The following is a 22,423-nucleotide window of genomic DNA, read 5'->3' on the forward strand; positions in this document are numbered from 1 at the left end:
CGAAGGACACTTTATGATCTCTCTTGATGAAGCAATGCTTTACGCTCCGATTGAATGGCAGGACTGCTCCGAAGGCTACAGCGATATTCGCTACCACAAATCGGCGGACGGGATTGCCAAAATAACCATCAACCGCCCGCAGGTACGTAACGCGTTTCGTCCGCTGACCGTCAAAGAGATGATTCAGGCGCTCTCGGATGCCCGCTATGACGACAATATCGGCGTGATCGTCCTGACCGGTGAAGGCGATAAAGCTTTTTGCGCCGGCGGCGATCAGAAAGTCCGCGGCGACTACGGCGGCTATCAGGATGACTCCGGCGTTCATCATCTCAACGTACTCGATTTTCAGCGCCAGATCCGCACCTGTCCGAAACCGGTAGTGGCGATGGTGGCGGGGTACTCCATCGGCGGCGGCCACGTTCTGCATATGATGTGCGATCTGACCATCGCCGCGGAAAACGCAATCTTCGGTCAGACCGGCCCGAAAGTTGGTTCTTTTGACGGCGGCTGGGGCGCCTCCTATATGGCGCGCATTGTCGGGCAGAAAAAAGCCCGTGAGATCTGGTTCCTGTGCCGCCAGTACGACGCGCAGCAGGCGCTGGATATGGGGCTGGTCAATACCGTCGTGCCGCTGGCTGATCTGGAAAAAGAGACCGTGCGCTGGTGCCGTGAAATGCTGCAGAACAGTCCGATGGCGCTGCGCTGCCTGAAGGCCGCGCTGAACGCCGACTGCGATGGTCAGGCGGGACTGCAGGAGCTGGCGGGCAATGCCACCATGCTGTTTTACATGACCGAAGAGGGTCAGGAGGGACGCAACGCTTTCAATCAGAAGCGCCAGCCGGACTTCAGCAAATTTAAACGGAATCCGTAATGCGGCAGGCGCAGGTCTACCGCTGGCAGCTACCGATGGACGCGGGAGTGGTGCTGCGTGAACGGCGGTTAAAAACCCGCGATGGCTTGCTTCTGCAGCTGCGCGATGGCGAGCGCGAAGGCTGGGGGGAGATTTCTCCCCTGCCTGGATTCAGTCTGGAAACGCTGGATGAGGCGCAGGCAGCGCTGCTGGCATGGGCGAACGCCTGGCGCGAAGGCCAGGATGGCGCGTTGCCGACGCCGCCTTCAGCCGCCTTCGGGATAAGCTGCGCACTGGCGGAGCTGGGCGGTGAGCTGCCGCTGGCGGCGGATTATCGCGCCGCGCCGCTCTGTTCCGGCGATCCGGACGAACTGTTCGCCAGGCTTTCGCAGATGCCCGGCGAGAAGGTCGCCAAGGTCAAGGTCGGCCTGTATGAGGCGGTGCGCGATGGCATGGTGGTCAATCTGCTGCTGGAAGCGATTCCCGATCTGACGCTGCGTCTCGACGCTAACCGCGCCTGGACGCCGCTGAAGGCGCAGCAGTTCGCTAAATACGTGAGCCCGCACTATCGCACCCGTATCGCCTTTCTCGAAGAACCCTGCAAAAACCGCGATGATTCGCGCGCGTTTGCCCAACAAACGGGCATCGCTATCGCCTGGGATGAGAGCCTGCGCGAAGCGGACTTTACGTTTGCTGCCGAGCCGGGTCTGCGCGCGGTGGTGATTAAACCGACGTTGACCGGCAGTCTGCAAAAGGTCCAGCAGCAGGTCGCGCAGGCTCATGCGCTGGGGCTGACGGCGGTTATCAGTTCAGCCATTGAGTCCAGCCTTGGCCTGACGCAGCTGGCGCGAATTGCCGCCTGGCTGACGCCGAATACCATTCCCGGTCTGGATACCCTGAGCCTCATGCGCGGCCAGCTGGTTCGCTGCTGGCCGGAAAGCGAGCTGCCGTGTCTGACCGTCGATGAACTGGAGCCGCTGCTGTGACCTTTAGCGACTGGCCCTGGCGCCATTGGCGCCAGCAGCGAGGGGAGGCGCATGCGCTGCGCCTGAACGAGCGGCGGCTAAGCTGGCGGGAACTGTGCGCGCAAATCGATGTGCTGGCGGCAGGACTGCACGCCCAGGGCGTTCGCGATGGTGATGGCGTACTGCTGCGGGCTGACAACCAGCCCGATGTTTTGCTGGCATGGCTGGCGCTCCTGCAGTGCGGTGCGCGCGTGTTGCCGCTGAATCCGCAGCTGCCCGGGCCACTGCTGGCTGAACTGCTGCCGACCCTGGACCTGCGCCACGCGCTGGTGCTGAACGGCGGCGATCTTCCGGTAACGCTTAATCCACTGACTCTGTACCCCGTCAATGGCGAGCGCGCGGCTGACTGGCGAGAAGATCGTATGGCTTCCATGACGCTGACCTCGGGGTCGACGGGGCTACCGAAAGCGGCGGTACACGCTTTTCGCGCCCATATTGCCAGCGCTGAAGGGGTACTGGCGTTGATACCCTTTGCGCCGCAGGACGACTGGCTGCTGTCGCTGCCGCTGTTTCACGTCTCCGGCCAGGGGATTCTCTGGCGCTGGCTGGTTGCCGGCGCAGGCCTGACGGTGCGCGACAAACAGCCGCTGGCGCTGGCGCTACGCGGCTGTACTCACGCCTCCCTGGTGCCAACCCAGCTCTGGCGGCTGCTGAGCGGCGATGACGAGGTGTCGTTAAAAGCAGTTTTGCTCGGCGGCGCGGCCATCCCGGTGGCGCTAACCGAACAGGCGCGCAGGCGCGGTATCCGCTGCTGGTGTGGCTACGGACTGACCGAGTTTGCCTCCACGGTATGCGCCAAGGAAGCGGATGGCCTGGCGGATGTCGGGCTGCCGCTGCCGGGGCGCGAATTGCGCATCGTGGATGGCGAAGTGTGGCTTCGATCGGACAGCATGGCCGCAGGCTACTGGCGAGGCGGCCAAACGATACCGCTCACCAACGCCGATGGCTGGTTTGCCACCCGCGATCGGGGCCGGCTTGACAACGGCAGGCTGACCATCCTTGGAAGAATGGATAATCTTTTTTTTAGCGGCGGAGAAGGCATTCAGCCGGAGGAAGTCGAGCGGGTTATCGGCGCACACCCGTTGATTGAGCAAGTTTTTATCGTGCCGCAGGATGATGCGGAGTTTGGCCAGCGGCCGGTGGCGGTAGTAGAGTGTCGCGATCATGGCGATCCATCCGTGCTGGCTGACTGGTGCGCCGATAAGCTGGCGCGCTTTCAGCAGCCTGTGCGCTGGTTACGGCTGCCTGAATCGCTGAAAACCGGCGGAATTAAAATTTCCCGCCGGGCGTTACGTGACTGGGTCAACCAGCAGCAGAGCTCCGCCTCAGATGCGCTGGACGTGCAGTAGCTGCTTCGTATGCCAGCGGCCCAGCGCAAAAACGGTGGTCAGCGCGCCGAGCAGGGCGCAGAACATATCGGACTGAGTATCCCAGGGATCGCCCTGGGTGCCGAGAAAATCATCCGCCCCCTGTCCCAGCGCCAGCGCCGCCCACCATTCGATCAGCTCGTAGACGGCGCTAATCGCCAGCGCAATGCAGCAGACCACGAAAGCGAGCATTTTACGCCCGTGAACGTAGCCGCCGCGCAGCAGAATCTCCCGCACCGCCAGGGCCGGCACCAGCCCCTGGAAAAAGTGCCCCAGCTTGTCGTAGGGATTACGACTCAAACCCAGCCACGCCTGGACATCAAAGCCGATGGGCACTTTCGCGTAGGTGTACATACCGCCGACCATCAAAATGATGGCATGGAAGAAAATCAGCACATAAAGCAGCGTCGTCAGCGGATAGCGAGAGCGCGTGGCCAGCAAAAGCGGAACGATGATAATCACCGGCGTCACTTCCATCAGCCAGGTAAGTTTTTCCCCTGCGCTGATACCGGTATAAATAAGAATCAGGGCCAGCGCCAGCGCTGCGAATGTTAACCCCGAGCGGGATGCTGCGACGGTCATAACGGATCACCAGAAAGTTAAAACCATAACTATCAGGCAGGTGCGGTGAAAATTCAACGTATACCGAGACTGGCGGCGCTGAGCGACCGCCAGTTTCGTTGCGCATCAGGAAGAGGGCAGGTCGCCCTGCGTGTTAGGCTGGCGCTTGCGCCAGTAACGCAGCAGCGGAGGGACAACAAGCACCGCGATGGCTAACACCAGGAGCGTTTTAGTTACGCCGCTTTGCCACAAAATTCCCACGTTGCCGTTACTGATGGACAGCGCGCGTCGCAGGTTTTGCTCCAGCATCTCGCCCAGCACAAACCCTAAGATCAACGGCGACATCGGGAAGTGCATCTTACGCATAATGTAGCCCAGCACGCCCAGCCCAACCATCAACAGCAGGTCGAAGGTAGTGCTGTGTACCGCGTAGACGCCGACTGCGGACACAGCGGCGATGGCCGGGGCCAGAAACCACAGCGGGATCGTCAGCATGCGGGTGAACAGACCGATCAGCGGAATGTTCATAATCAGCAGCATCACGTTGGCGATCAGCAGCGCGGCAATTAATCCCCAGACGATATCCGGCTGCTCGGTAAACATCGCCGGACCCGGAGTGATATTGTAGAGGGTCAGGGCGCCCATCATCACCGCGGTAGTTCCGGAGCCGGGGACACCGAGGGTAAGCATCGGAATGAACGATCCGCAGGCGGAGGCGTTATTTGCCGCCTCCGGCGCCGCCACGCCGCGAATATCGCCCTTACCGAAGGTATCGCTGTTACCGCTGAGCTTTTTCTCGGTCATATAGGTGATGGCGCTGGCAATGGTCGCCCCCGCGCCCGGCAGAATACCGACAAAAAAGCCCACCACCGATGAACGCAGCGTCGCGCCCACGCACTGGCCCGCCTCTTTGGCGTTAAACAGCATGCGCCCGGTTTTCCGTACCAGCCTCTGTCCGCTGCTGGTGCTCTCCAGCATCAGCAAAATCTCCGAAACCGAAAAGAGCCCAATCACCACCACGATAAACTGCACGCCGTCGGAAAGATGAACGCTATCGAAAGTGAAACGGTACACCCCGGTATTGGCATCAACGCCCACCGTCGCCAGCCCCAACCCGATTAACGCGGCGAGAAACGATTTCAGCGGATTTTGCGCCATCATGCTGCCGAGGCAGGCGATGGCAAAAATCATCAGGGCGAAATATTCCGCCGGACCGAACGCCAGCGACCACTGCGCCAGCACCGGCGCGAACAGGATGATCCCGCCGATAGCGATCGTTGAACCCACAAAGGAGCTCACGGCAGAGATCGACAGCGCCACGCCGCCGCGTCCCTGCTGCGCCATCGGGTAACCGTCGATGGCGGTCATAATGGCGGCGGCATCGCCGGGCACGTTGAGCAGGATCGACGAAATACGCCCGCCGTATTCACATCCAATATAGACCGTAGCCAGCAGAATTAACGCCGATTCTGCGGGCAGGTGCAGGGCAAAGGCCAGCGGCAACAGGATCGCCACGCCGTTAATCGGGCCGAGACCCGGCAGGAGTCCGACGATGGTGCCGACGAAGCAGCCGATCAGCGCGATCGTCAGGTTGCCCGGCGTCATGGCGACGGCGAAGCCCTGCGACAGATAAATCCAGATATCCATAACCTTCTCCGTTAACTCAACCAGCCGCCGAGCGGCAGGGTGACATCAAGCAGGGCGTCAAAGACGTACCACAGCGCGATGCCCATCGCGACGCCAGCTACCCCAGAAGCGGGCAGGGTGGCGCCAAACAGCAGGCCAAAAACAGCGGTCAGCAGCGCGGTGGCCAGAGGAAACCCCAGCCATTCAAAACCCCACGCATAAACCGCCAACGCCACGACCATCGTCAACAGCCGTTGTAAAACCAGACGCCCGGGCCAGGAGATTGCGTCGGGCCGCCGCAGTAGCAGCAAAACGGAGCACAGCAGCATCAGGCCGATAATGCCGACCGGAAAGGGGCGTGGGCCGACGGGTTCATAGGCGTATTCGCTGTGGATTTGCCAGGCGATAAACATCCCCCCTACGCAGAGCAGCAGCCATATTCCGGCAAAAATACGATCGCTCATCGCAGCCTCCGTGGGTTATTTGGCCAGGCCAAAAGATTTCGCCTGCAGGCGATACTCTTCCACCTGCTCTTTGACGTAGGCGTCCAGCTCTTTCCCGTTCAAATTGAATTCAAACAGGCCGCGCAGCTCGCGCTGTTTTTTAAACGCGTCGGTCTGCTGCAGTCGAGTAAACTCCGCCACCCACCACTGATAATCGGCATCGCTGACTTTCGGGCCGACGAAGAAACCGCGAATAATCGGCCACACCAGGTCATAGCCCTGCTCTTTGGCGGTAGGGACATCGGCGAGCGCGCCGGGCAGCCTTTCGTTAGCGAAGACCGCCAGCACGCGGATTTTATTGCCCTGGAGATAAGGCACCATTTCGCTGAGATCGCCGGATACTGCCTGCACGTGATTACCCAGCAGCGCGGTGACCGGTTCGCCGCCGCCCTCAAACGCTACGTAGCGCATTTTGTGCGGATCGACGTTTGCTTTCTGCGCCAGCAGCGCCGCTTTCATCCAGTCCTGGCTGCCGATTGAGGCGCCGGCGCCGATGACGATACTGGCGGGATTTTTTTCCATTGCCGCCATAAACGACGGCAGATCTTTCCACGGCGAGTCGGCGCGGACGGCAATCATGCCGTAATCGGTGCCGACGCTGGCCAGCCAGCGGACATCATCCACGCCGTAGCGGCCAAACTTGCCCTGCGCCAGGTTGAGCAGCGAGCCGCCGGAGAAGGCGACAACGGTGCCGGGTTCTCCGGGGCGCTGGGCGACGATAGCGTTATAGGCCACTGCGCCTACGCCGCCGGGCATATAGGTGACGCGCATCGGTTTTTGGATGGCGCCGGTTTCCATCAGGCTCACCTGAATCAGCTTACAGGTGAGATCGAAGCCGCCGCCGGGCTTGGCGGGCGCGATACATTCGGTACGGGAAGGCGCTTCGGCGGCCCAGGCAGAGGCGGTAAAAAGGCATAACGCGATAGCGCTAAGAGGGCGAAGGAACGGGATATTCATAGGCTTCCTCAGTCAGATACAGGGGACGTTTTTTTGATTATGTGAACCGGCTTGTGGCTATTCGGTTGCGTGATTGTTAAAACAATTACCTTTCATTTCCCTTTCAATGCGGCAGCAACTTTACAGGATGTGATATGCGTCTCTTACTGGCAGAAGATAACCGTGAGCTGGCTCACTGGCTGGAGAAAGCGCTGGTACAGGGCGGGTTTGCCGTGGACTGCGTATTTGATGGCCGGGCGGCCGATCATCTGTTGCAAAGCGAAAAATACGCGCTGGCGGTACTGGATATCGGCATGCCGGGCTTCGATGGCCTGGAAGTCGTGCAGCGTCTGCGAAAGCGCGGACAAACCCTTCCCGTTTTACTGCTGACCGCACGCAGCGCGGTGGCGGATCGGGTAAAAGGGCTCAACGTCGGCGCCGATGACTATTTACCAAAACCGTTTGAACTTGAAGAGCTCGACGCCAGGCTGCGCGCACTGCTACGGCGTAGCGAAGGCCAGGTGCATGAGACTCAGCAGATCGGCTCTCTGGAATATCGCGATGAAGGCTATTTTTTACTGCGCGGACAGACGCTATCGTTGACCCCGCGCGAGCAGGCGCTGCTGACGGTGCTGATGTTTCGCCGCACGCGTCCGGTGTCGCGCCAGCAGCTGTTTGAACAGGTCTTCAGCCTTAACGATGACGTCAGCCCGGAAAGCATCGAGCTATATATCCATCGTCTGCGGAAGAAACTTCAGGAGAGCAACGTGCGAATTGTGACCCTGCGTGGCCTGGGTTACGTGCTGGAGCTCGCCGATGAGGTGGGGTAAGCCGCAGTCGTTATTCGCTCAGCTGCTGCTGTTTCTTGGCCTGCCGCTGGTGTTACTGTGGGGGCTGTCGGCATTCAATAGCTACGTCAGCGCTCTGCAGGCGGCGACCCAGGCTTACGATCGTACGCTGCTCTCCTCCGCCCGCACGGTGGCGGAACGCCTGGTGGTACGCGGCGGCAGACTGGAGGTGAATGTCCCCTGGGTGGTGCTCGATAGCTTCGAGCTGAATATGAACGATCGCCTGTACTATAAGGTACTCGATCCCGGTAAACGGGTGATTTCCGGTTTTGACGATCTGCCATCGATGCCGCCCTCAACCTCTCGTACCGAGCTCTATCCGGCACTGGCGTGGTTTTATCATACCGAGTATCGCGGTCAGGCCATCCGCGTGGCGCGGCTGCTGCAGCCGGTTAACGAAGGCGGCGTTGTGGGAATGGCGGAAATCTATATCGCCGAAACGCTGCAGTCGCGGCGCTGGCTGGCGGGACAGCTGCTGTTTTCATCGTGGATCTCGCAGGGGCTATTGGTGCTGTTGACGCTGGTGCTCACCGGCTGGCTGCTGCGTCGGGTGCTGCGGCCGATGCGTCGGCTTTCGGCGCTCATGGTGCGGCGCGAACCCGGCCTGTTGACGCCGCTGCCGGAACTGCTGCCGTGGTCGGAAACCCGTTTATTGATTGTTGCTTTTAACCGCTATATCGACCGGCTGCGGGCGATGATCTCCCGGCAGGAGCGGTTTAGCGCCGATGCTTCTCACCAGTTAAAAACGCCGCTGGCGGTGCTGAAAACCCAGGCTTCGGTGGCGCTGGCGAGCGGCGATCCCCGGCTGTGGCGAGAGAGTCTGGAGGCGATGAGCGGCACGCTGGACAGTACGATTCTGCTTACCGAACGCCTGCTACAGCTGGCTACCATCAAACGTAAAGAGCAGGGAGAACACGCGTTTCCGCCGGTGGATCTGTATGAGATCGTCCACAACAGCTGCTTTTCCCGTCTTCAGCAGGCGCGGAGCAAAGCTATCGATCTCGGCTATGAGGGGGAACCCTCAACGGTGACTATCGCCGGCGATGGCGTGCTGTTGAGCGAGCTGTGCGCAAATCTGTTGGATAACGCGATCCGCTATACGCCGCAGGGCGGTATCGTCACGGTCAGCCTGCATCGTGAAGGGGAGGCGGTGCTGCTGGATGTTGAAGACAGCGGGCCGGGAATCGATGATGCGCAGATCCAGCAGGCGCTCATGCCGTTCCACCGTCTGGAAAACGTTGGTGATAATCCCGGCGCCGGGCTCGGACTGGCGCTGGTCAGCGATATTGCACGCCTGCATCGCAGCCATCCGCAGCTGCTGCGTAGCGAAACGCTGGGCGGGCTGAAGGTCAGGCTGCGCTTTTTGACTGTGGGTTCAGAGTAGGCCTTTCAGGGTGAGCGTCTTCCGGGTCGCCTCGTTCAAATCATAGTGGGGAAGATCTTCCGCTTTTACCCAGGCGTAGTCCTGAAACTCCTCGTTGATGGTTACTTCGCGATTGGCGCTGACGCAGTCGAAGATAAGATAAATCATATATATTTCTTCCTGACGGCCATCGGCGTAGGTTTTAACCCGTACGTCATCGCTAAAGGTCCACGGTGTGATGTGGGTTAGCTGCAGTTTTTCGCCCAGCTCTTCGCGAATTTCCCGCCGCAGCGCCGCTTCGATGCGTTCGCCAGGCTCGACGCCGCCGCCGGAGAGCGCCCACTGCCCGGGAAATACCCCGCGATCGTCGGCCATTTTGCACAACAGATAGTGACCCTCATGTTGAATGAGCGGGCAGACAATAGTCCTTTGACGCATAACTTCTCCTTAATGATGGCAGGGATATATCACGGGATGGTCCAGTTTGCGAGCTGCCTCGGCAAACCGCAAGCGAAAATACGCGTTGAGCGCGAGCGGTGGTAGGGTGAGCGCAGGTTAATGGGTTGGGGCCATCATTAGCTGCCGCTGGTTATTCCTCTGCTGTTTTATCACGGCAGAATCAGTCCCTACCCGCACTCAACGCGCTGGCTGGACGGTTTTTCTCTACCAGAGGTGGCCGAGCGGCTCTATAGCCAGAACTTTCCACTAATAGACGTGACTGAGATCCCAGATGACCAGCTGATACAGCACCGGCGGGTCGCTATGCTGGAACTGTTGCAAAAGCATATTCGGCAGCGGGATAGGATGGGCATCTCAGAGCAACTGGTCAGAATATCCCCCCGGGATACACTACCCGTCGGCAGTTTAAAACGTTGCTGAATTATATGCTTCAGGCGGGCAACGCCGCCGATCCGGTGGCTTTTTTACGCAAGCTAGCGCAAAAGACGTCACTCAAGCCGCATAAGGAGACGCTGATGAATATTGCTCATTTTCCCGAAGAGCGAGGTCGCAAAGAGGGGATGCTTCAGGGAATGAAGGCGGGGATAGAAAAAGGTTTGCGCAAGGGCCGACAGGAAGGTCGTAATGAAGGCAGAAATGAAGGGCAACTAGCGGCGACAAAACGCATCGCCCGGGCGATGCTGGAAGAGGGGCTTGAGCCTGCGCAAAGCTAACCGGACTGTCGCTGCGGCAGCTCGCTAAGCTTCAGCACTAACCCCTAAAACGTTTTCGTCAAACGGCAGCCGCACTTGGGCTGCCGTTTGTGTTTACAGGGTTTTCTGTAAGACTTTCAGCGCCGCGGCCACGCCCGCGCCGTAGTCGGGATGGACTTGACTAAACAGGCCAATTTGTCGCTGCTGGATAAATTCAGGGATATCCCGCATATCGCTGGCGATTCGATGGAACATACGCTGATGCTCGTCTTCGCTTAATAGCCCGAACAGCGCGCGCGGTTGGCTAAAATAGTCGTTATCTTCCCGATGATTCCAGTGAGCCGCCGCGCCTTCAAGATTTAAAGGCGGTTCGCTAAAGTCCGGCTGCTCCTGATAGAGGCCGAAGCTGTTTGGCTCATAGGTGACGCCGTTGCCGCTATTGCCGTCGACGCGCATCGCGCCATCGCGATGGTAGTTATGGAACGGGCAGCGCGGCGCATTGACCGGAATCTGATGATGGTTAACGCCCAGGCGGTAGCGCTGGGTGTCGCCGTAGGAGAATAAACGACCCTGCAGCATGCGATCCGGAGAGAAGCTGACACCAGGCACCACGTTAGCCGGATTCATCGCAACCTGCTCAACCTCGGCGAAATAGTTGTCCGGGTTGCGGTTGAGCTCAAGTACCCCCACTTCAATCAGCGGATAATCACTATGCGGCCATACTTTGGTCAGATCGAAAGGATGGTAAGGGACCCGGCTGGCTTCTGCTTCCGGCATGATCTGCACGTAAAAGGTCCAGCGCGGAAAATCGCCTCTTTCAATCGACTCATAGAGATCGCGCTGCGAACTCTCGCGGTCCTCGGCCACCAGACGTTTTGCTTCATCATCCATCAGGTTGGCGATCCCCTGCTGGGATTTAAAGTGGAATTTCACCCAAAAACGTTGATTGTCGGCATTTATAAAGCTGAACGCGTGGCTGCCGAAGCCGTGCATATGGCGATAAGAGCGCGGGATGCCGCGGTCGCTGAAGTCGATAGTCAACTGATGCAGCGTTTCGGGCAGCAGGGAGAAAAAATCCCACTTCCAGGTAGGGTTGCGCAGGTTGGTGCGCGGATCGCGCTTCACTACGTGGTTCAGGTCCGGGAATTTCAGCGGGTCGCGAAGATAAAAAACAGGGGTATTATTGCCTACCAGATCCCAGTTGCCCTCTTCGGTATAAAACTTGATAGCGAAGCCGCGGATGTCGCGCTCGGCGTCTGCGGCGCCGCGTTCTCCGGCAACGGTGGAAAAGCGCAGGAACAGATCGGTGGTTTTACCGACCTCGGCGAACATTTTTGCGCGCGTGTAGCGGCTGATATCGTGAGTGACCGTTAATTTACCGTAAGCGCCGGAGCCTTTTGCGTGCATTCGGCGTTCCGGGATAACCTCCCGGTCGAAGTGGGCCAGTTTTTCCAGAAACCAGACATCCTGCAGCAGCATCGGGCCGCGAGGACCTGCGGTGATGACTTTGTTATTATCGACAACCGGCGCGCCGGAGCCGGTGGTTAATCCTTTTTTGCTCATCTTTATCTCCTGACAAAGTTTTATGTAACTTATTCATTTCCCGCAAGGGCAGAATAAGCTGAGCGCTATTTGTAGAATAAATATCCAACACGGACAATCTGGCTCTGGCTATCGATTTGATACCCGCGTCCGTTGGCCTGGCTCCGGTAGCAACTGGTTACAATCACAATGGTAAAGCTCGTCTTAGCGCATTGATTCCTTAACGTTCGGCAGTACAATTTCGCGGTTTTTTGGGACTTTTTAATTCTTGTTTGTTGGATAGAGTAAAAATGAAAAAAAGTATATTTGCGGCCCTCGCTGGCATGATGTTCGTCTCAACGGCGGCGCATGCGATCAGTTTCAGCGGACAGGCCGGCGAGCACTACACGAACCTTGGCGTCGGATTTGGCACGGAATCTACCGGCCTGGCGGTAACCGGCAACTGGCTGCATAACGATGACGACGGCGATGCGGCAGGCCTGGGACTGGGGCTGAACATCCCTTTAGGTCCATTCCTTGCCACCGTTGGCGGTAAAGGGGTTTATACCAATCCGAATAACGGCGATGAGGGCTACGCAGCAGCGGTTGGCGGCGGCCTGCAGTGGAAGATCGGCGACAGCTTCCGCCTGTTCGGCGAATATTATTATTCTCCTGATTCGCTCTCCAGCGGTATCGACAGTTATCAGGAAGCTAATGCCGGCGCGCGCTTTACCATTATGCGTCCTCTGAGCATTGAAGCCGGTTATCGCTACCTTAACCTGGCGGGTAAAGAAGGCAACCGCGATAACGCGGTCGCGGACGGCCCGTACGTCGGCGTTAACGCCAGCTTCTAACCCCTTCGGCGCGGTATTCCGCCGCGCCTGATTTTCAGGCTTTTTCGCCAGCCGCTTTGCGATATAGTATTTCTACTTATCAGGCTGGAGTTGACAATGTTAAACGTGGAAATGCTGTCCACCGGCGATGAAGTGCTGCATGGGCAAATCATCGATACCAATGCCGCGTGGCTGGCGGATTTCTTTTTTAATCAAGGATTACCTTTAAAGCGTCGCCATACCGTGGGTGACGATCTTGACTCCCTGGTGGCGATTTTACGCGAGCGCAGCGAGCATGCCGACGTGCTGATCGTCAACGGCGGTCTGGGCCCGACCAGCGATGATTTAAGCGCGCTTGCCGCAGCGACCGCCAAAGGTGAAGGGCTGATTCTGCATGAAGCGTGGCTGGAAACCATGACCCGTTTCTTTGCCGAGCGCGGAAGGCCTATGGCCGCCAGCAACCGTAAACAGGCGGAAATTCCGCAAAGCGCCGAGATGATCAACAATCCGGTCGGAACCGCCTGCGGTTTTGCTGTGCAGCTAAACCGCTGCCTGATGTTTTTCACTCCCGGCGTGCCGTCTGAATTTAAGATAATGGTCGAGCAGGAAATCTTACCGCGCCTGCGCGAACGTTTTCCGCTGCCCGCCGCGCCGCTGTGTCTGCGTCTGACCACCTTCGGTCGTTCCGAAAGCGAGCTGGCGCAGAGCCTCGAGCATTTACAACTGCCGCCGGGCGTGGTGATGGGCTATCGTTCCTCAATGCCGATTATCGAACTGAAGCTGACCGGGCCTGCCGAACAGCGCGAGGCGATGCTGGCGCTGTGGCCGGAAGTGCAAAAAGTGGCCGGAGAGAGCATCGTTTTCGAAGGCACCGAAGGCCTGCCGGCGCAGATCGCCCGTCGTCTGCAGGAGCGCCAGCTAAGCCTGACGCTAAGCGAGCAGTTCACCGGCGGTCTGCTGGCGCTACAGCTTTCACGGGTCAATGCCCCGCTGTTGGCCAGCGAAGTCATTCCGGCGCAGGAGGAGACCCTGGCGCAGTCTGCGCGCTGGGCGGCGGAACGGCGCGAAAAACACTTTGCCGGTCTGGCGCTGGCGGTGAGTGGTCAGGAGAGCGATCACCTGAACTTTGCGCTTTCCACGCCGGACGGCACCCACGCGCTGCGGGTGAAGTTCGCGACCAACCGCCACAGCGTGCAGGTGCGTCAGGAGGTCTGCGCGATGATGGCTCTCAACATGCTGCGCCGCTGGCTGAATGGCCAGCCCGTGGCCGGTGAACACGGCTGGATTAACGTCGTTGACTATCTCGCCGTTTAGATAAAACACCGCGTCGGGAGCCCTACCCGACGCGCAATCAGTCCAACCTGCTGTACTTGCTTTTAAAAATTCTGTGCACTATCTCGCATTTCTATCCCCTTGAACGTCCACCCTGCTGGAATAGCGTCGTCATTTGAAGTCGCTCACAATTTACAGACCCGACAACCGCAACACTGATTCCAGTATTCAGGATTGGAGTCCAGTATGTTGGAATCAAGCAAAGTCCCGGCGCTAACCCGCGCCATCGATATTCTCAATTTGATCGCCCGCATTGGTCCGTGCAGCGCGGCGACCATTATTGACGAACTGGGTATTCCGAAAAGCACCGCTTACCTGCTGCTGGGAGAACTGAGAAAACAGCGCTTCCTCAGCATGGATAATCAGGACAACTACTGTCTGTGGACCAAACTGGTTGAGCTGGCCGGTCATGCGCTGAGCAAAATGGATCTGCGCGAACTGGCGCGTCCGCGCCTGACGCAGCTAATGGATCAGTGCGGACTGCTCTGCCATCTGGGCATTATCGATGGCGGTAACGCCTACTACATTCTGAAGATTGAATCCCCGGCCACCATCAGCGTGCGTTCCCACGAAGGTAAAAGCCTGTCGCTGTACCGCTCCGGTATCGGTAAATGCCTGCTTGCCTGGCAGCCCGAGCGGGTTCAGGAGTCAATTATCAGCGAGCTGCAGTGGGAGAGGGCAACGCCAACCACCATCACCAGCGCCCAGCTGCTTCGCGATGAACTGGGGCGTATTCGCGCCCGCGGCTGGAGCTTCGATAACGGCGAAGATTATCCCGACGTTCGCTGCGTGGCGGCGCCGGTTTTTAATGCCAATAACGAGCTGACCGCCGCCATCTCCGTGGTGGGTACTCGTCTGCAAATCAATGAAGACAATCGCGATTATCTCGCTGGCAGGGCGATTGCCTGCGCCAAGGACATTTCTCGTCTGCTGGGGTGGAAAAGCCCCTTCGAACAACAAGCCTCATAATAAGGAGAAGATCATGACCCTACCGAAAATTAAACACGTCCGCGCCTGGTTTATCGGCGGCGCTACCGCAGAGAAAGGCGCTGGCGGCGGCGACTATCATGACCAGGGAGCAAACCACTGGATTGACGATCATATCGCCACGCCGATGAGCAAATATAAACAGTATGAACAGTCCCGCCAGTCGTTTGGCATCAACGTTCTCGGCACGCTGATTGTTGAAGTCGAAGCCGAAAACGGCCAGACCGGCTTTGCGGTATCAACCGCCGGCGAGATGGGCTGTTTTATTGTGGAAAAGCACCTGAACCGCTTTATCGAAGGGAAGTGCGTCAGCGATATCAAACTGATCCATGACCAGATGCTCAACGCCACCATGTACTACTCCGGCTCCGGCGGCCTGGTGATGAATACCATCTCCTGTATCGACCTGGCGCTGTGGGATCTGTTCGGCAAAGTGGTGGGATTACCGGTATACAAACTGTTGGGCGGCGCGGTACGCGATGAAATTCAGTTCTACGCTACCGGGGCCCGTCCGGACCTGGCGAAAGAGATGGGCTTTATTGGCGGCAAGATGCCGACCCACTGGGGCCCGCACGATGGCGATGCGGGGATCCGCAAAGATGCCGCCATGGTGGCCGATATGCGCGAAAAATGCGGCCCGGACTTCTGGCTAATGCTGGACTGCTGGATGAGCCAGGACGTTAACTACGCCACTAAACTGGCCCACGCCTGCGCGCCCTATAACCTTAAGTGGATCGAAGAGTGCCTGCCGCCGCAGCAGTATGAAGGCTATCGCGAGCTGAAACGCAATGCCCCGGCCGGAATGATGGTCACCAGCGGCGAGCACCACGGCACGCTGCAATCCTTCCGCACGCTGTCGGAAACCGGCATCGATATTATGCAGCCTGACGTAGGCTGGTGCGGCGGTCTGACCACGCTGGTGGAGATTGCGGCGATCGCCAAATCGCGCGGCCAGCTGGTGGTACCGCACGGCTCGTCGGTCTATTCGCATCATGCGGTCATTACCTTTACCAACACGCCGTTCAGCGAATTCCTGATGACCAGCCCGGACTGCTCAACGATGCGTCCGCAGTTTGACCCGATTCTGGTTGATGAGCCGGTACCGGTGAACGGGCGCATTCATAAAACCGTTCTGGATAAACCGGGTTTTGGCGTCGAGCTGAACCGCGACTGCAACCTGAAACGTCCTTATAGCCACTGATCCCGTCGTGCCGCACAGCGCTGATGTGCGGCCTATTGTTGAGGATATTACGATGAGCAACACCTTGCTTGAGAGCGTGGTGAAGAAAAACCGCGCCCGTTTGATCCCCTTTATGCTGGCGCTGTACGTGCTGGCGTTTCTTGACCGTTCGAATATCGGCTTTGCGAAAGAGACCTATCAACTGGATACCGGCCTCAGCAATGAAGCTTACGCGCTGGGGGCGGGGATTTTCTTTGTGGTGTACGCCTTTCTTGGGGTACCGGCCAACCTGCTGATGCGCAAATTCGGCGCGAGAAAATGGATTGGCTGCACCACCTTGCTGTGGGGCATTCTTTCAGCGGCGATGGCGTGGGCGGATACGGAAGCGAAATTTCTGCTGGTACGCACCCTGCTTGGCGCCGCCGAAGCAGGTTTCTTTCCGGGCATGATCTACCTGACCTCACAGTGGTTTCCGCAGCAGAACCGCGCCAGCATTATGGGGTTATTTTATATGGGTGCGCCGTTGGCGCTGACCCTCGGGTCGCCGCTCTCCGGCGCGCTGCTGGAAATGCACGGTTTTATGGGGCATCCCGGTTGGTTCTGGATGTTTATTATTGAAGGCTTACTGGCGGTCGGCGCGGGTTTCTTCACTTTCTTCTGGCTTGACGACACGCCGCAAAACGCCCGCTTCCTGACCGCTGCCGAAAAGCAGGCGCTCATCAGCGAGCTGGCCAGCGAAGAGCAGAAAAAGATTACTTCGCGTTTGTCCGATGCGCTGCGCAACGGCCGCGTCTGGCAGCTGGCGATTATCTATCTCACCATTCAGGTGGCGGTTTACGGCCTGATCTTCTTCCTGCCGACCCAGGTTGCGGCGCTGCTCGGCACTAAAGTGGGGTTTGTAGCATCGGTGGTGACCGCGATCCCGTGGGTGGCAGCGCTGTTCGGTACCTGGCTGATTCCTCGCTACTCCGACCGCACCGGCGAGCGGCGTAATATTGCGGCATTGACCCTGCTGGCGGCGGCAATTGGCATTGCGGTCTCCGGGCTGGTGTCGCCGGTACTGGCCATCATCGCGCTGTGCGTTGCCGCCGTCGGCGTCATTGCCGTACAGCCGGTCTTCTGGACTATGCCGACGCAGCTGTTATCCGGCACGGCGCTGGCCGCAGGCATTGGTTTCGTCAACCTGTTTGGCGCGATCGGCGGATTTTTAGCGCCGATTATACGCGTCCAGGCTGAAACGATGTTCGGCAATAATTCTGCCGGATTATTGACGCTCGCCTGCGTGGCGGTTATCGGGGTTGTTATTATCTTTTCACTGCGCGTGAGCCGCACGGTACCGCAGGCCGGCAGCGTACAGCATTAATTTAAGGGAGAACTATGAACGCAATTTTATCGAACCCATTTAAAGCGGGGTTATTGCAAGGGGAAGCACAAATTGGCCTGTGGCTGAGCTCGACCTCCTCTTATATGGCTGAGATTGCCGCCACCTCGGGTTACGACTGGCTGCTGATTGACGGTGAACATGCGCCGAATACTATTCAGGATCTTTATCATCAGCTACAGGCCATTGCGCCCTACGCCAGCCAGCCGGTGATTCGTCCGGTAGAGGGCAATCGTAGCCTGATTAAACAGGTGCTGGATATTGGCGCCAGAACGCTGCTGATCCCCATGGTCGATACCGCAGAACAGGCGCGGGACATTGTCTCGGCGACGCGCTATCCGCCGCTGGGGACCCGCGGCGTCGGCGCCGGGGTAGCTCGCGCCGCGCGCTGGGGAAGGGTAGAGAACTATATGGCGCAGGCCAACGATGAGCTGTGCCTGCTGATTCAGGTTGAGAGCAAAACCGCCCTCGATAATCTGGATGCGATCCTTGAAGTCGAGGGGATTGACGGCGTCTTTATCGGCCCGGCGGACCTGTCGGCCTCGCTGGGCTACCCGGATAACGCCGGTCATCCTGAAGTGCAGCGGGTTATTGAACAGAGCATCCGCCGCATTCGCGCGGCGGGAAAGGCGGCCGGATTCCTGGCCGTCGATCCGGAGATGGCGCACAAAGCGCTGGCGTGGGGGGCGAATTTCGTTGCCGTTGGCGTCGATACCAACCTCTATACCAGCGCGCTGGATAAACGACTGGCGATGTTCAGGCCGGTAGCCGAACAGGCGGAGGGCAAGGGGAGCTACTAGCCCCCCGGTGTTGGCGCTGGCGTCAGGCCAGCGCCTGCGCCAGCAGAGTGATGGGATGCTCGCAGCGTTTACTGGTGGACATCTCTATCTGCCATTTACAGGTTTCACAGTCGGTCACTACCAGGTCCGCGCCGCTCTCCTCAATTTGTCGGAACAGCGGCGCGCCAATCGCCTGCGATGAGTCGTAATTCTCCGACTTGAAGCCGAAGGTGCCGGCAATACCGCAGCATTGCGAGTCGAGCACCTCCAGCTGCAAGCCGGGGATCAGCCGCAATAGCTCAAGGGTATACAGCGACCAGCCCATCTTCTCCATATGGCAGGGCGTGTGATAGATCACCTTCAGCGGCAGCGATTTCAGCGCCAGCTTCCGTCCGGCGTCCAGCTGACGCCAGATCCAGCGGGTCGCCAGTTCAACCCGGTCGCGCACATCGTGATTATCGATATCAAGGACGTGCGGATATTCATCGCGCAGCGTAAAAGTGCAGGTCGAGGACGTCGCCACCACTGGCAGGTTATTTTCCCGCATCGCGGTAACGTTGCTCTGTGCCTGTTTACGCGCCTTCGCAAAAAAACCGTTGGCAATGAGCGGCACGCCGCAGCATTTTTCTTTATGCAATAGCTGCACGCCGATGCCCATGGCGTTGAGCACCCGGATAAGATCTTTACCCAACTGCGGATTGTTGTAGTTCACATAGCAGCCGTGAAAGAAGGCCACCTGCTCGGCGTACTGCGCCTGTTGGCCAGCCAGCTGTCGATACGCGCGGCGAAAGGTGCCGAAGCCATATTTGGGCAGCGAGCGGCGGTGATCGATTTTGAGCGCGGCATCCAGTACCCGACGTACCGGCATCAGTCCGGTGGCGGCGTTTACCAGCGGAGCAAACGGCGTGGAGAGGGTGCCCATCAGATCGGTGTGGCTGAGGATGGTATCGCGCAGCGTGGGCTTTTGCCGGCCGTATTCCATGCGCGCCCGCTGGATAATATCGCCGATTTTGACGTCTGAAGGGCAGGCGACTTCACAGCGTTTACAGTTAATGCAGTATTTTAACGCCTCGTCGTAGAGCGCGCCGTCTTTCAGGCGCAGGCGCTCGCCGTCCGGCCCGGCCTGTTTTGGCCCCGGGTAGCGCGGATTAACCCGGCTGACCGGGCAGGCGGTGGTGCAAACGGTGCATTTAATACAGTGTTCAAAGCGCGTGTCGTTCATGACTCACCTCCGGCAAGCTCGCCAATTAGCCCTGCGGCGTGAAGCGCGGTCACTGCGCACACGCCGCCGCCGCATCCCAGCGCGATGGCATCAAAACCGCCGAGGATCGAACCGACGGCGAACAGATTCTCCAGCGTCCGCCCCTGACGCTGGGGACGCAGAGCCTCATCGGTTTTCAGGCCGAAACGCTGCCAGGGCTGCGAGGCAAAAAAATCCTGCTGATACCAGCTTTCGCGCGGCAGCGTCTGCTGCAGATCCAGACCGAGGATCGGCTCGCGCACGCCGCTACGTTCGGCGACCAGCCCGTTGCTGAAAAAGCTGCCGCTGGCCAGCACAGCGAAGCGCGGGCGCAGCGGAATATCGCCGTGATTGCGCGTCCAGATCGCGTTAACCCTACCGTCCTGGTGGCTGATATCAATGACTTCATCCCCGGTCAGCCAGGTCCCGCCGCTGCGGATAAATTGCCGCTGCAGCTGGGCGTGCAGGCGCATCCCCGGCACCGATGGCGGCAGGGTAGGCAGCAGGCGCAGCGGGCAGGGCAGACGCTGCCGCAGCCACTGGTACAAGCGATCGTCGGCGAGGCCGAAGCAGGCGGGCATAATCAGTAAATTATGCTGCTGCGCCAGCGGGCGCAGCGCCGCCAGCAGGGCAGGCCAGTGCGCTTCATCGTCCAGCCGGCGGGCGATATTGGCGGCGCGAAATTCGGATGGGCTATCGCGCAGAACATCAAGAAGGGGTAATTCTATCTCGTGTGCTACGGCGGTCACGCCGTGCTGGTGCAGAGAGGCCGCGGCAAGATGCGGCTGGAAGTCGCCGAACCCGCTGATGCCAACGACGCAGACGCCGCTGACGGGCAGCGGCGCGGTGGCGATTTCCTGCGGAGAAAGCCAGGCCGCGCGTAAGATTCCCAGCGGCGTCAAGCGCAGATGCGGCTGGCTGGCATCGCCCTGCATGGCAATCCCGCAGTCGGAAAACAGCGCCTGAGCCTGGCGGGCGTAATTCATCACCCTTTCTGCGCCGAGCCTGGCATAAGGGTGTTCGGGAAGCTGGCGGGCCAACTGGCCGATACCGTAAGCAACATCGGTGACGGTTTCGCCATTCGGCAGCGTCGAGAGCAAATCCAGCGAGGCGGAAGAGAAGTGCAGGGCGCTTTGGCCCCGGCTGATAATCACGCTGCGCAGGCCGCGCTGGTTGAGCGCCAGCCCGCAGAGCAGCCCGGCAAGGCCGCCGCCAATAATCGCGCAATCAAACTTCATCCTGGTGCTCCTTTTCTAATCCGCACAGACCGAGATAAACCCAGCGGGTAAACTCGCTTTCGCGCAGCGCATCCCCCCAGGCCACCGGCTGAACGCCTTTCCAGCGTTCGTTCAAAAATTGGGACAGCTGGGTGAGGGACCGCGCGGAGGTGGTGACGTTAAAACGCGCGAGCAGCCCGGCGGCGCGGCAGGCGCACAGTTCGCCCTGACAGGTTCCCATGCCGACGCGGGTACGGCGGCGCAGGTCAAGCAGGTTTTTCACCGCCAGGTTTTCAACCGCGTACTCTACTTCTCCGGCAGTGACCGCCTCGCATTCGCAGACCAGGCTACGCCGCTGGCGGCTATCGCCAAGCCATGCCGGGGTGCGATCGCCGTGGCGGTAGATGGCCGACCCGCGCAGCGGCGCAGGTAACGAGATGATTTTACTTAGCGTGGCTTCCGCCGGTTCCTGCGAACCGGGTAGCGGCGTATCGGCGGTCGTGCAGGGGGCGGTATTTCCGAGCTTGCGGCATAGCGCATCCGTGGCCCACTCCGCCATCAGACGATAGGTCATCAGTTTACCGCCGGTGATGGTGATGAAGCCTTCCATACCGTCGCGGCGGGCGTGGTCGAGCAGCACGATACCGCGGCTGACGCTACGGCCACTGGGATCGTCATCGCTGGCGACCAGCGGGCGTATACCGGAATAGGCGCGAAGGACCCGCGTCCGCCCCATGATCGGCGCCAGCTTTTCCCCCTCCCGCAGCAGCGTTTCGACTTCCTCGGTGGTTACACGGTTGTCGTCAATTTCGTCATAAGGAATATGCATTGAGGTGGTGCCAATCAGCGAAATAGTATCGCCGGGCACCAGGATATCGGCGTCAGCTGGTTTGCGGCAGCGGTTGATAACCTGACGGTTAATGCGGTGGTCGAGGATCAGCAAAGATCCTTTTGCCGGAAACATCGCGATGCGCAGGTCGGCGTACTCTGCGATGCGCTGCCCCCAAATCCCGGCGGCGTTGACCACCACCTGAGCGCGCAGCGTGCGCGATTCTCGGCGCTGATGATTGTAGATCGCGACGCCATGGACGCGATCGCCCTGCCGCAGCAGACCGGTGACTTCGCAGCCGGTGAGGATCGTCGCGCCATGTTCGCGGGCATCGAGCATATTCGCCGCGGTGAGGCGGAAAGGATCGACGGTGCCGTCGGGAACCTGTACCGCGCCGAGCAGCGCCGGGTTAACCGCGGGCTCAATACGCAGCGCTTCGGCGGGCGTTAGCGGCTGGGCTTCGATGCCTGCCTGCTGACAGGCGCTGATAAAGGTGTACTGGTACGCCGGGTCATCTTCCGGCAAGGTAATAAACAGGCCGCTGGTGGGCTCTATGCAGTGGCGGGCGATACGGCGCAATATACGGTTTTCGCTAATGCACTCGCGCGCTGATTCGCTATCGGTGACCGCATAGCGCGCGCCGCTATGCAGCAGACCGTGGTTGCGGCCAGTCGCGCCGGTGGCGATATCGTAGCGCTCCACCAGCGCTGCCTTTAGCCCGCGCAGCGCGCAGTCGCGCGCGATCCCGGCGCCGGTGGCGCCGCCGCCAATAATAATGACGTCATATTCACGACTATCGGCCATCTCCCCGTCCTCTGTTTTCGTTTTACATCATTTAGCCATATCGACAGCATTTAATGTTTGATTTCGAGCATATTTGCGCGCAATTCGAGC

Annotated in this window: 20 protein-coding genes and 1 pseudogene; 12 read left to right on the forward strand and 9 right to left on the reverse strand. The window is 59.3% G+C overall.

Features of this window, described 5'->3' with window-relative positions:
* Positions 1 to 13 precede the first annotated feature (13 nt).
* The 3 genes from menB to menE are packed head-to-tail and all read left to right on the forward strand — an operon-like array spanning position 14 to position 3,224.
* Positions 14 to 871 carry a 1,4-dihydroxy-2-naphthoyl-CoA synthase gene (menB, locus tag ABLV75_RS08890; protein WP_004104035.1) on the forward strand — a complete coding sequence of 286 codons (858 nt, stop codon included), beginning with the start codon at positions 14 to 16 and terminating at the stop codon, positions 869 to 871.
* Positions 871 to 1,836: an o-succinylbenzoate synthase gene (gene menC, locus ABLV75_RS08895; RefSeq protein WP_004104034.1), complete on the forward strand. Its 966-nt coding sequence runs from the start codon at positions 871 to 873 to the stop codon at positions 1,834 to 1,836. The genes menB and menC overlap by 1 nt, the downstream gene beginning before the upstream one ends.
* Positions 1,833 to 3,224, forward strand: coding sequence for an o-succinylbenzoate--CoA ligase (menE, locus tag ABLV75_RS08900; RefSeq protein ID WP_004104033.1), 1,392 nt, complete (start codon positions 1,833 to 1,835; stop codon positions 3,222 to 3,224). Before menC ends, menE begins: the two co-directional genes overlap by 4 nt.
* On the opposite strand, the gene ABLV75_RS08905 is transcribed toward menE, so the two are convergent.
* The 4 genes from ABLV75_RS08905 to ABLV75_RS08920 form a co-directional block, all read right to left on the reverse strand.
* Positions 3,201 to 3,824 carry a DUF2238 domain-containing protein gene (locus ABLV75_RS08905; RefSeq protein WP_004104032.1) on the reverse strand — a complete coding sequence of 208 codons (624 nt, stop codon included), beginning with the start codon at positions 3,822 to 3,824 and terminating at the stop codon, positions 3,201 to 3,203. The two genes, menE and ABLV75_RS08905, sit on opposite strands and share 24 nt — an antisense overlap.
* Before the next feature lie 105 nt (positions 3,825 to 3,929).
* On the reverse strand, positions 3,930 to 5,450 hold the full coding sequence (locus tag ABLV75_RS08910; protein ID WP_004104031.1) for a tripartite tricarboxylate transporter permease: 1,521 nt from the start codon (positions 5,448 to 5,450) through the stop codon (positions 3,930 to 3,932).
* Between the two features lie 11 nt (positions 5,451 to 5,461).
* Positions 5,462 to 5,893 carry a tripartite tricarboxylate transporter TctB family protein gene (locus ABLV75_RS08915; RefSeq protein WP_004104029.1) on the reverse strand — a complete coding sequence of 144 codons (432 nt, stop codon included), beginning with the start codon at positions 5,891 to 5,893 and terminating at the stop codon, positions 5,462 to 5,464.
* A gap of 15 nt (positions 5,894 to 5,908) precedes the next feature.
* Positions 5,909 to 6,889 carry a tripartite tricarboxylate transporter substrate binding protein gene (locus ABLV75_RS08920; protein ID WP_004104027.1) on the reverse strand — a complete coding sequence of 327 codons (981 nt, stop codon included), beginning with the start codon at positions 6,887 to 6,889 and terminating at the stop codon, positions 5,909 to 5,911.
* A 134-nt stretch (positions 6,890 to 7,023) separates the two neighbouring features.
* On the opposite strand from ABLV75_RS08920, the gene tctD reads away from it, so the two are divergent.
* Positions 7,024 to 7,698: a transcriptional regulator TctD gene (gene tctD / locus ABLV75_RS08925; RefSeq protein ID WP_004104025.1), complete on the forward strand. Its 675-nt coding sequence runs from the start codon at positions 7,024 to 7,026 to the stop codon at positions 7,696 to 7,698.
* Positions 7,685 to 9,100, forward strand: coding sequence for a sensor histidine kinase (locus ABLV75_RS08930; RefSeq protein WP_004104022.1), 1,416 nt, complete (start codon positions 7,685 to 7,687; stop codon positions 9,098 to 9,100). Before tctD ends, ABLV75_RS08930 begins: the two co-directional genes overlap by 14 nt.
* Here the strand turns inward: ABLV75_RS08930 and nudI are convergent.
* Positions 9,092 to 9,517 (reverse strand): nucleoside triphosphatase NudI, encoded by a 426-nt coding sequence (gene nudI, locus ABLV75_RS08935; protein ID WP_004104021.1) that lies wholly within the window; start codon positions 9,515 to 9,517, stop codon positions 9,092 to 9,094. The two genes, ABLV75_RS08930 and nudI, sit on opposite strands and share 9 nt — an antisense overlap.
* Before the next feature lie 111 nt (positions 9,518 to 9,628).
* On the opposite strand from nudI, the pseudogene ABLV75_RS08940 reads away from it, so the two are divergent.
* Positions 9,629 to 10,292 (forward strand): annotated as a pseudogene (locus ABLV75_RS08940) (Rpn family recombination-promoting nuclease/putative transposase); the annotation flags it as partial.
* A 52-nt stretch (positions 10,293 to 10,344) separates the two neighbouring features.
* On the opposite strand, the gene ABLV75_RS08945 reads toward ABLV75_RS08940, so the two are convergent.
* Positions 10,345 to 11,793: a catalase gene (locus ABLV75_RS08945; RefSeq protein ID WP_004104019.1), complete on the reverse strand. Its 1,449-nt coding sequence runs from the start codon at positions 11,791 to 11,793 to the stop codon at positions 10,345 to 10,347.
* Positions 11,794 to 12,062: 269 nt separating this feature from the next.
* On the opposite strand from ABLV75_RS08945, the gene ABLV75_RS08950 reads away from it, so the two are divergent.
* The 6 genes from ABLV75_RS08950 (at position 12,063) to yfaU (ending at position 18,264) form a co-directional block, all read left to right on the forward strand.
* Positions 12,063 to 12,605, forward strand: coding sequence for a YfaZ family outer membrane protein (locus ABLV75_RS08950; protein WP_004104018.1), 543 nt, complete (start codon positions 12,063 to 12,065; stop codon positions 12,603 to 12,605).
* Positions 12,606 to 12,701: 96 nt separating this feature from the next.
* Positions 12,702 to 13,898, forward strand: coding sequence for a nicotinamide mononucleotide deamidase-related protein YfaY (locus ABLV75_RS08955; RefSeq protein WP_004104017.1), 1,197 nt, complete (start codon positions 12,702 to 12,704; stop codon positions 13,896 to 13,898).
* Positions 13,899 to 14,102: 204 nt separating this feature from the next.
* The gene (locus ABLV75_RS08960; protein ID WP_004104016.1) at positions 14,103 to 14,885 is read left to right on the forward strand and encodes an IclR family transcriptional regulator; all 783 of its coding nucleotides are present in this window, start codon (positions 14,103 to 14,105) and stop codon (positions 14,883 to 14,885) included.
* A gap of 13 nt (positions 14,886 to 14,898) precedes the next feature.
* Positions 14,899 to 16,104, forward strand: coding sequence for an L-rhamnonate dehydratase (gene rhmD / locus ABLV75_RS08965; RefSeq protein WP_004104015.1), 1,206 nt, complete (start codon positions 14,899 to 14,901; stop codon positions 16,102 to 16,104).
* A 52-nt stretch (positions 16,105 to 16,156) separates the two neighbouring features.
* Positions 16,157 to 17,446 (forward strand): MFS transporter, encoded by a 1,290-nt coding sequence (locus tag ABLV75_RS08970; protein ID WP_004104014.1) that lies wholly within the window; start codon positions 16,157 to 16,159, stop codon positions 17,444 to 17,446.
* A 14-nt stretch (positions 17,447 to 17,460) separates the two neighbouring features.
* Entirely contained in the window at positions 17,461 to 18,264 is an 804-nt protein-coding gene (gene yfaU / locus ABLV75_RS08975) for a 2-keto-3-deoxy-L-rhamnonate aldolase (protein ID WP_004104012.1), read from the forward strand.
* A 22-nt stretch (positions 18,265 to 18,286) separates the two neighbouring features.
* On the opposite strand, the gene glpC is transcribed toward yfaU, so the two are convergent.
* From glpC to glpA, 3 genes are read right to left on the reverse strand one after another with little or no spacing between them, the layout of a single operon-like run.
* Positions 18,287 to 19,465: an anaerobic glycerol-3-phosphate dehydrogenase subunit GlpC gene (gene glpC / locus ABLV75_RS08980; protein ID WP_004104007.1), complete on the reverse strand. Its 1,179-nt coding sequence runs from the start codon at positions 19,463 to 19,465 to the stop codon at positions 18,287 to 18,289.
* Positions 19,462 to 20,721 carry a glycerol-3-phosphate dehydrogenase subunit GlpB gene (gene glpB / locus ABLV75_RS08985; RefSeq protein WP_004104006.1) on the reverse strand — a complete coding sequence of 420 codons (1,260 nt, stop codon included), beginning with the start codon at positions 20,719 to 20,721 and terminating at the stop codon, positions 19,462 to 19,464. The genes glpC and glpB overlap by 4 nt, the downstream gene beginning before the upstream one ends.
* Positions 20,711 to 22,333, reverse strand: a complete 1,623-nt coding sequence (glpA, locus tag ABLV75_RS08990) for an anaerobic glycerol-3-phosphate dehydrogenase subunit A (RefSeq protein ID WP_004104005.1) — start codon at positions 22,331 to 22,333, stop codon at positions 20,711 to 20,713. Before glpA ends, glpB begins: the two co-directional genes overlap by 11 nt.
* Positions 22,334 to 22,423 lie beyond the last annotated feature (90 nt).

The organism is Klebsiella sp. CN_Kp066, from assembly GCF_040065135.1.
In the GTDB taxonomy this organism is placed as follows: Bacteria; Pseudomonadota; Gammaproteobacteria; order Enterobacterales; family Enterobacteriaceae; genus Klebsiella; species Klebsiella oxytoca.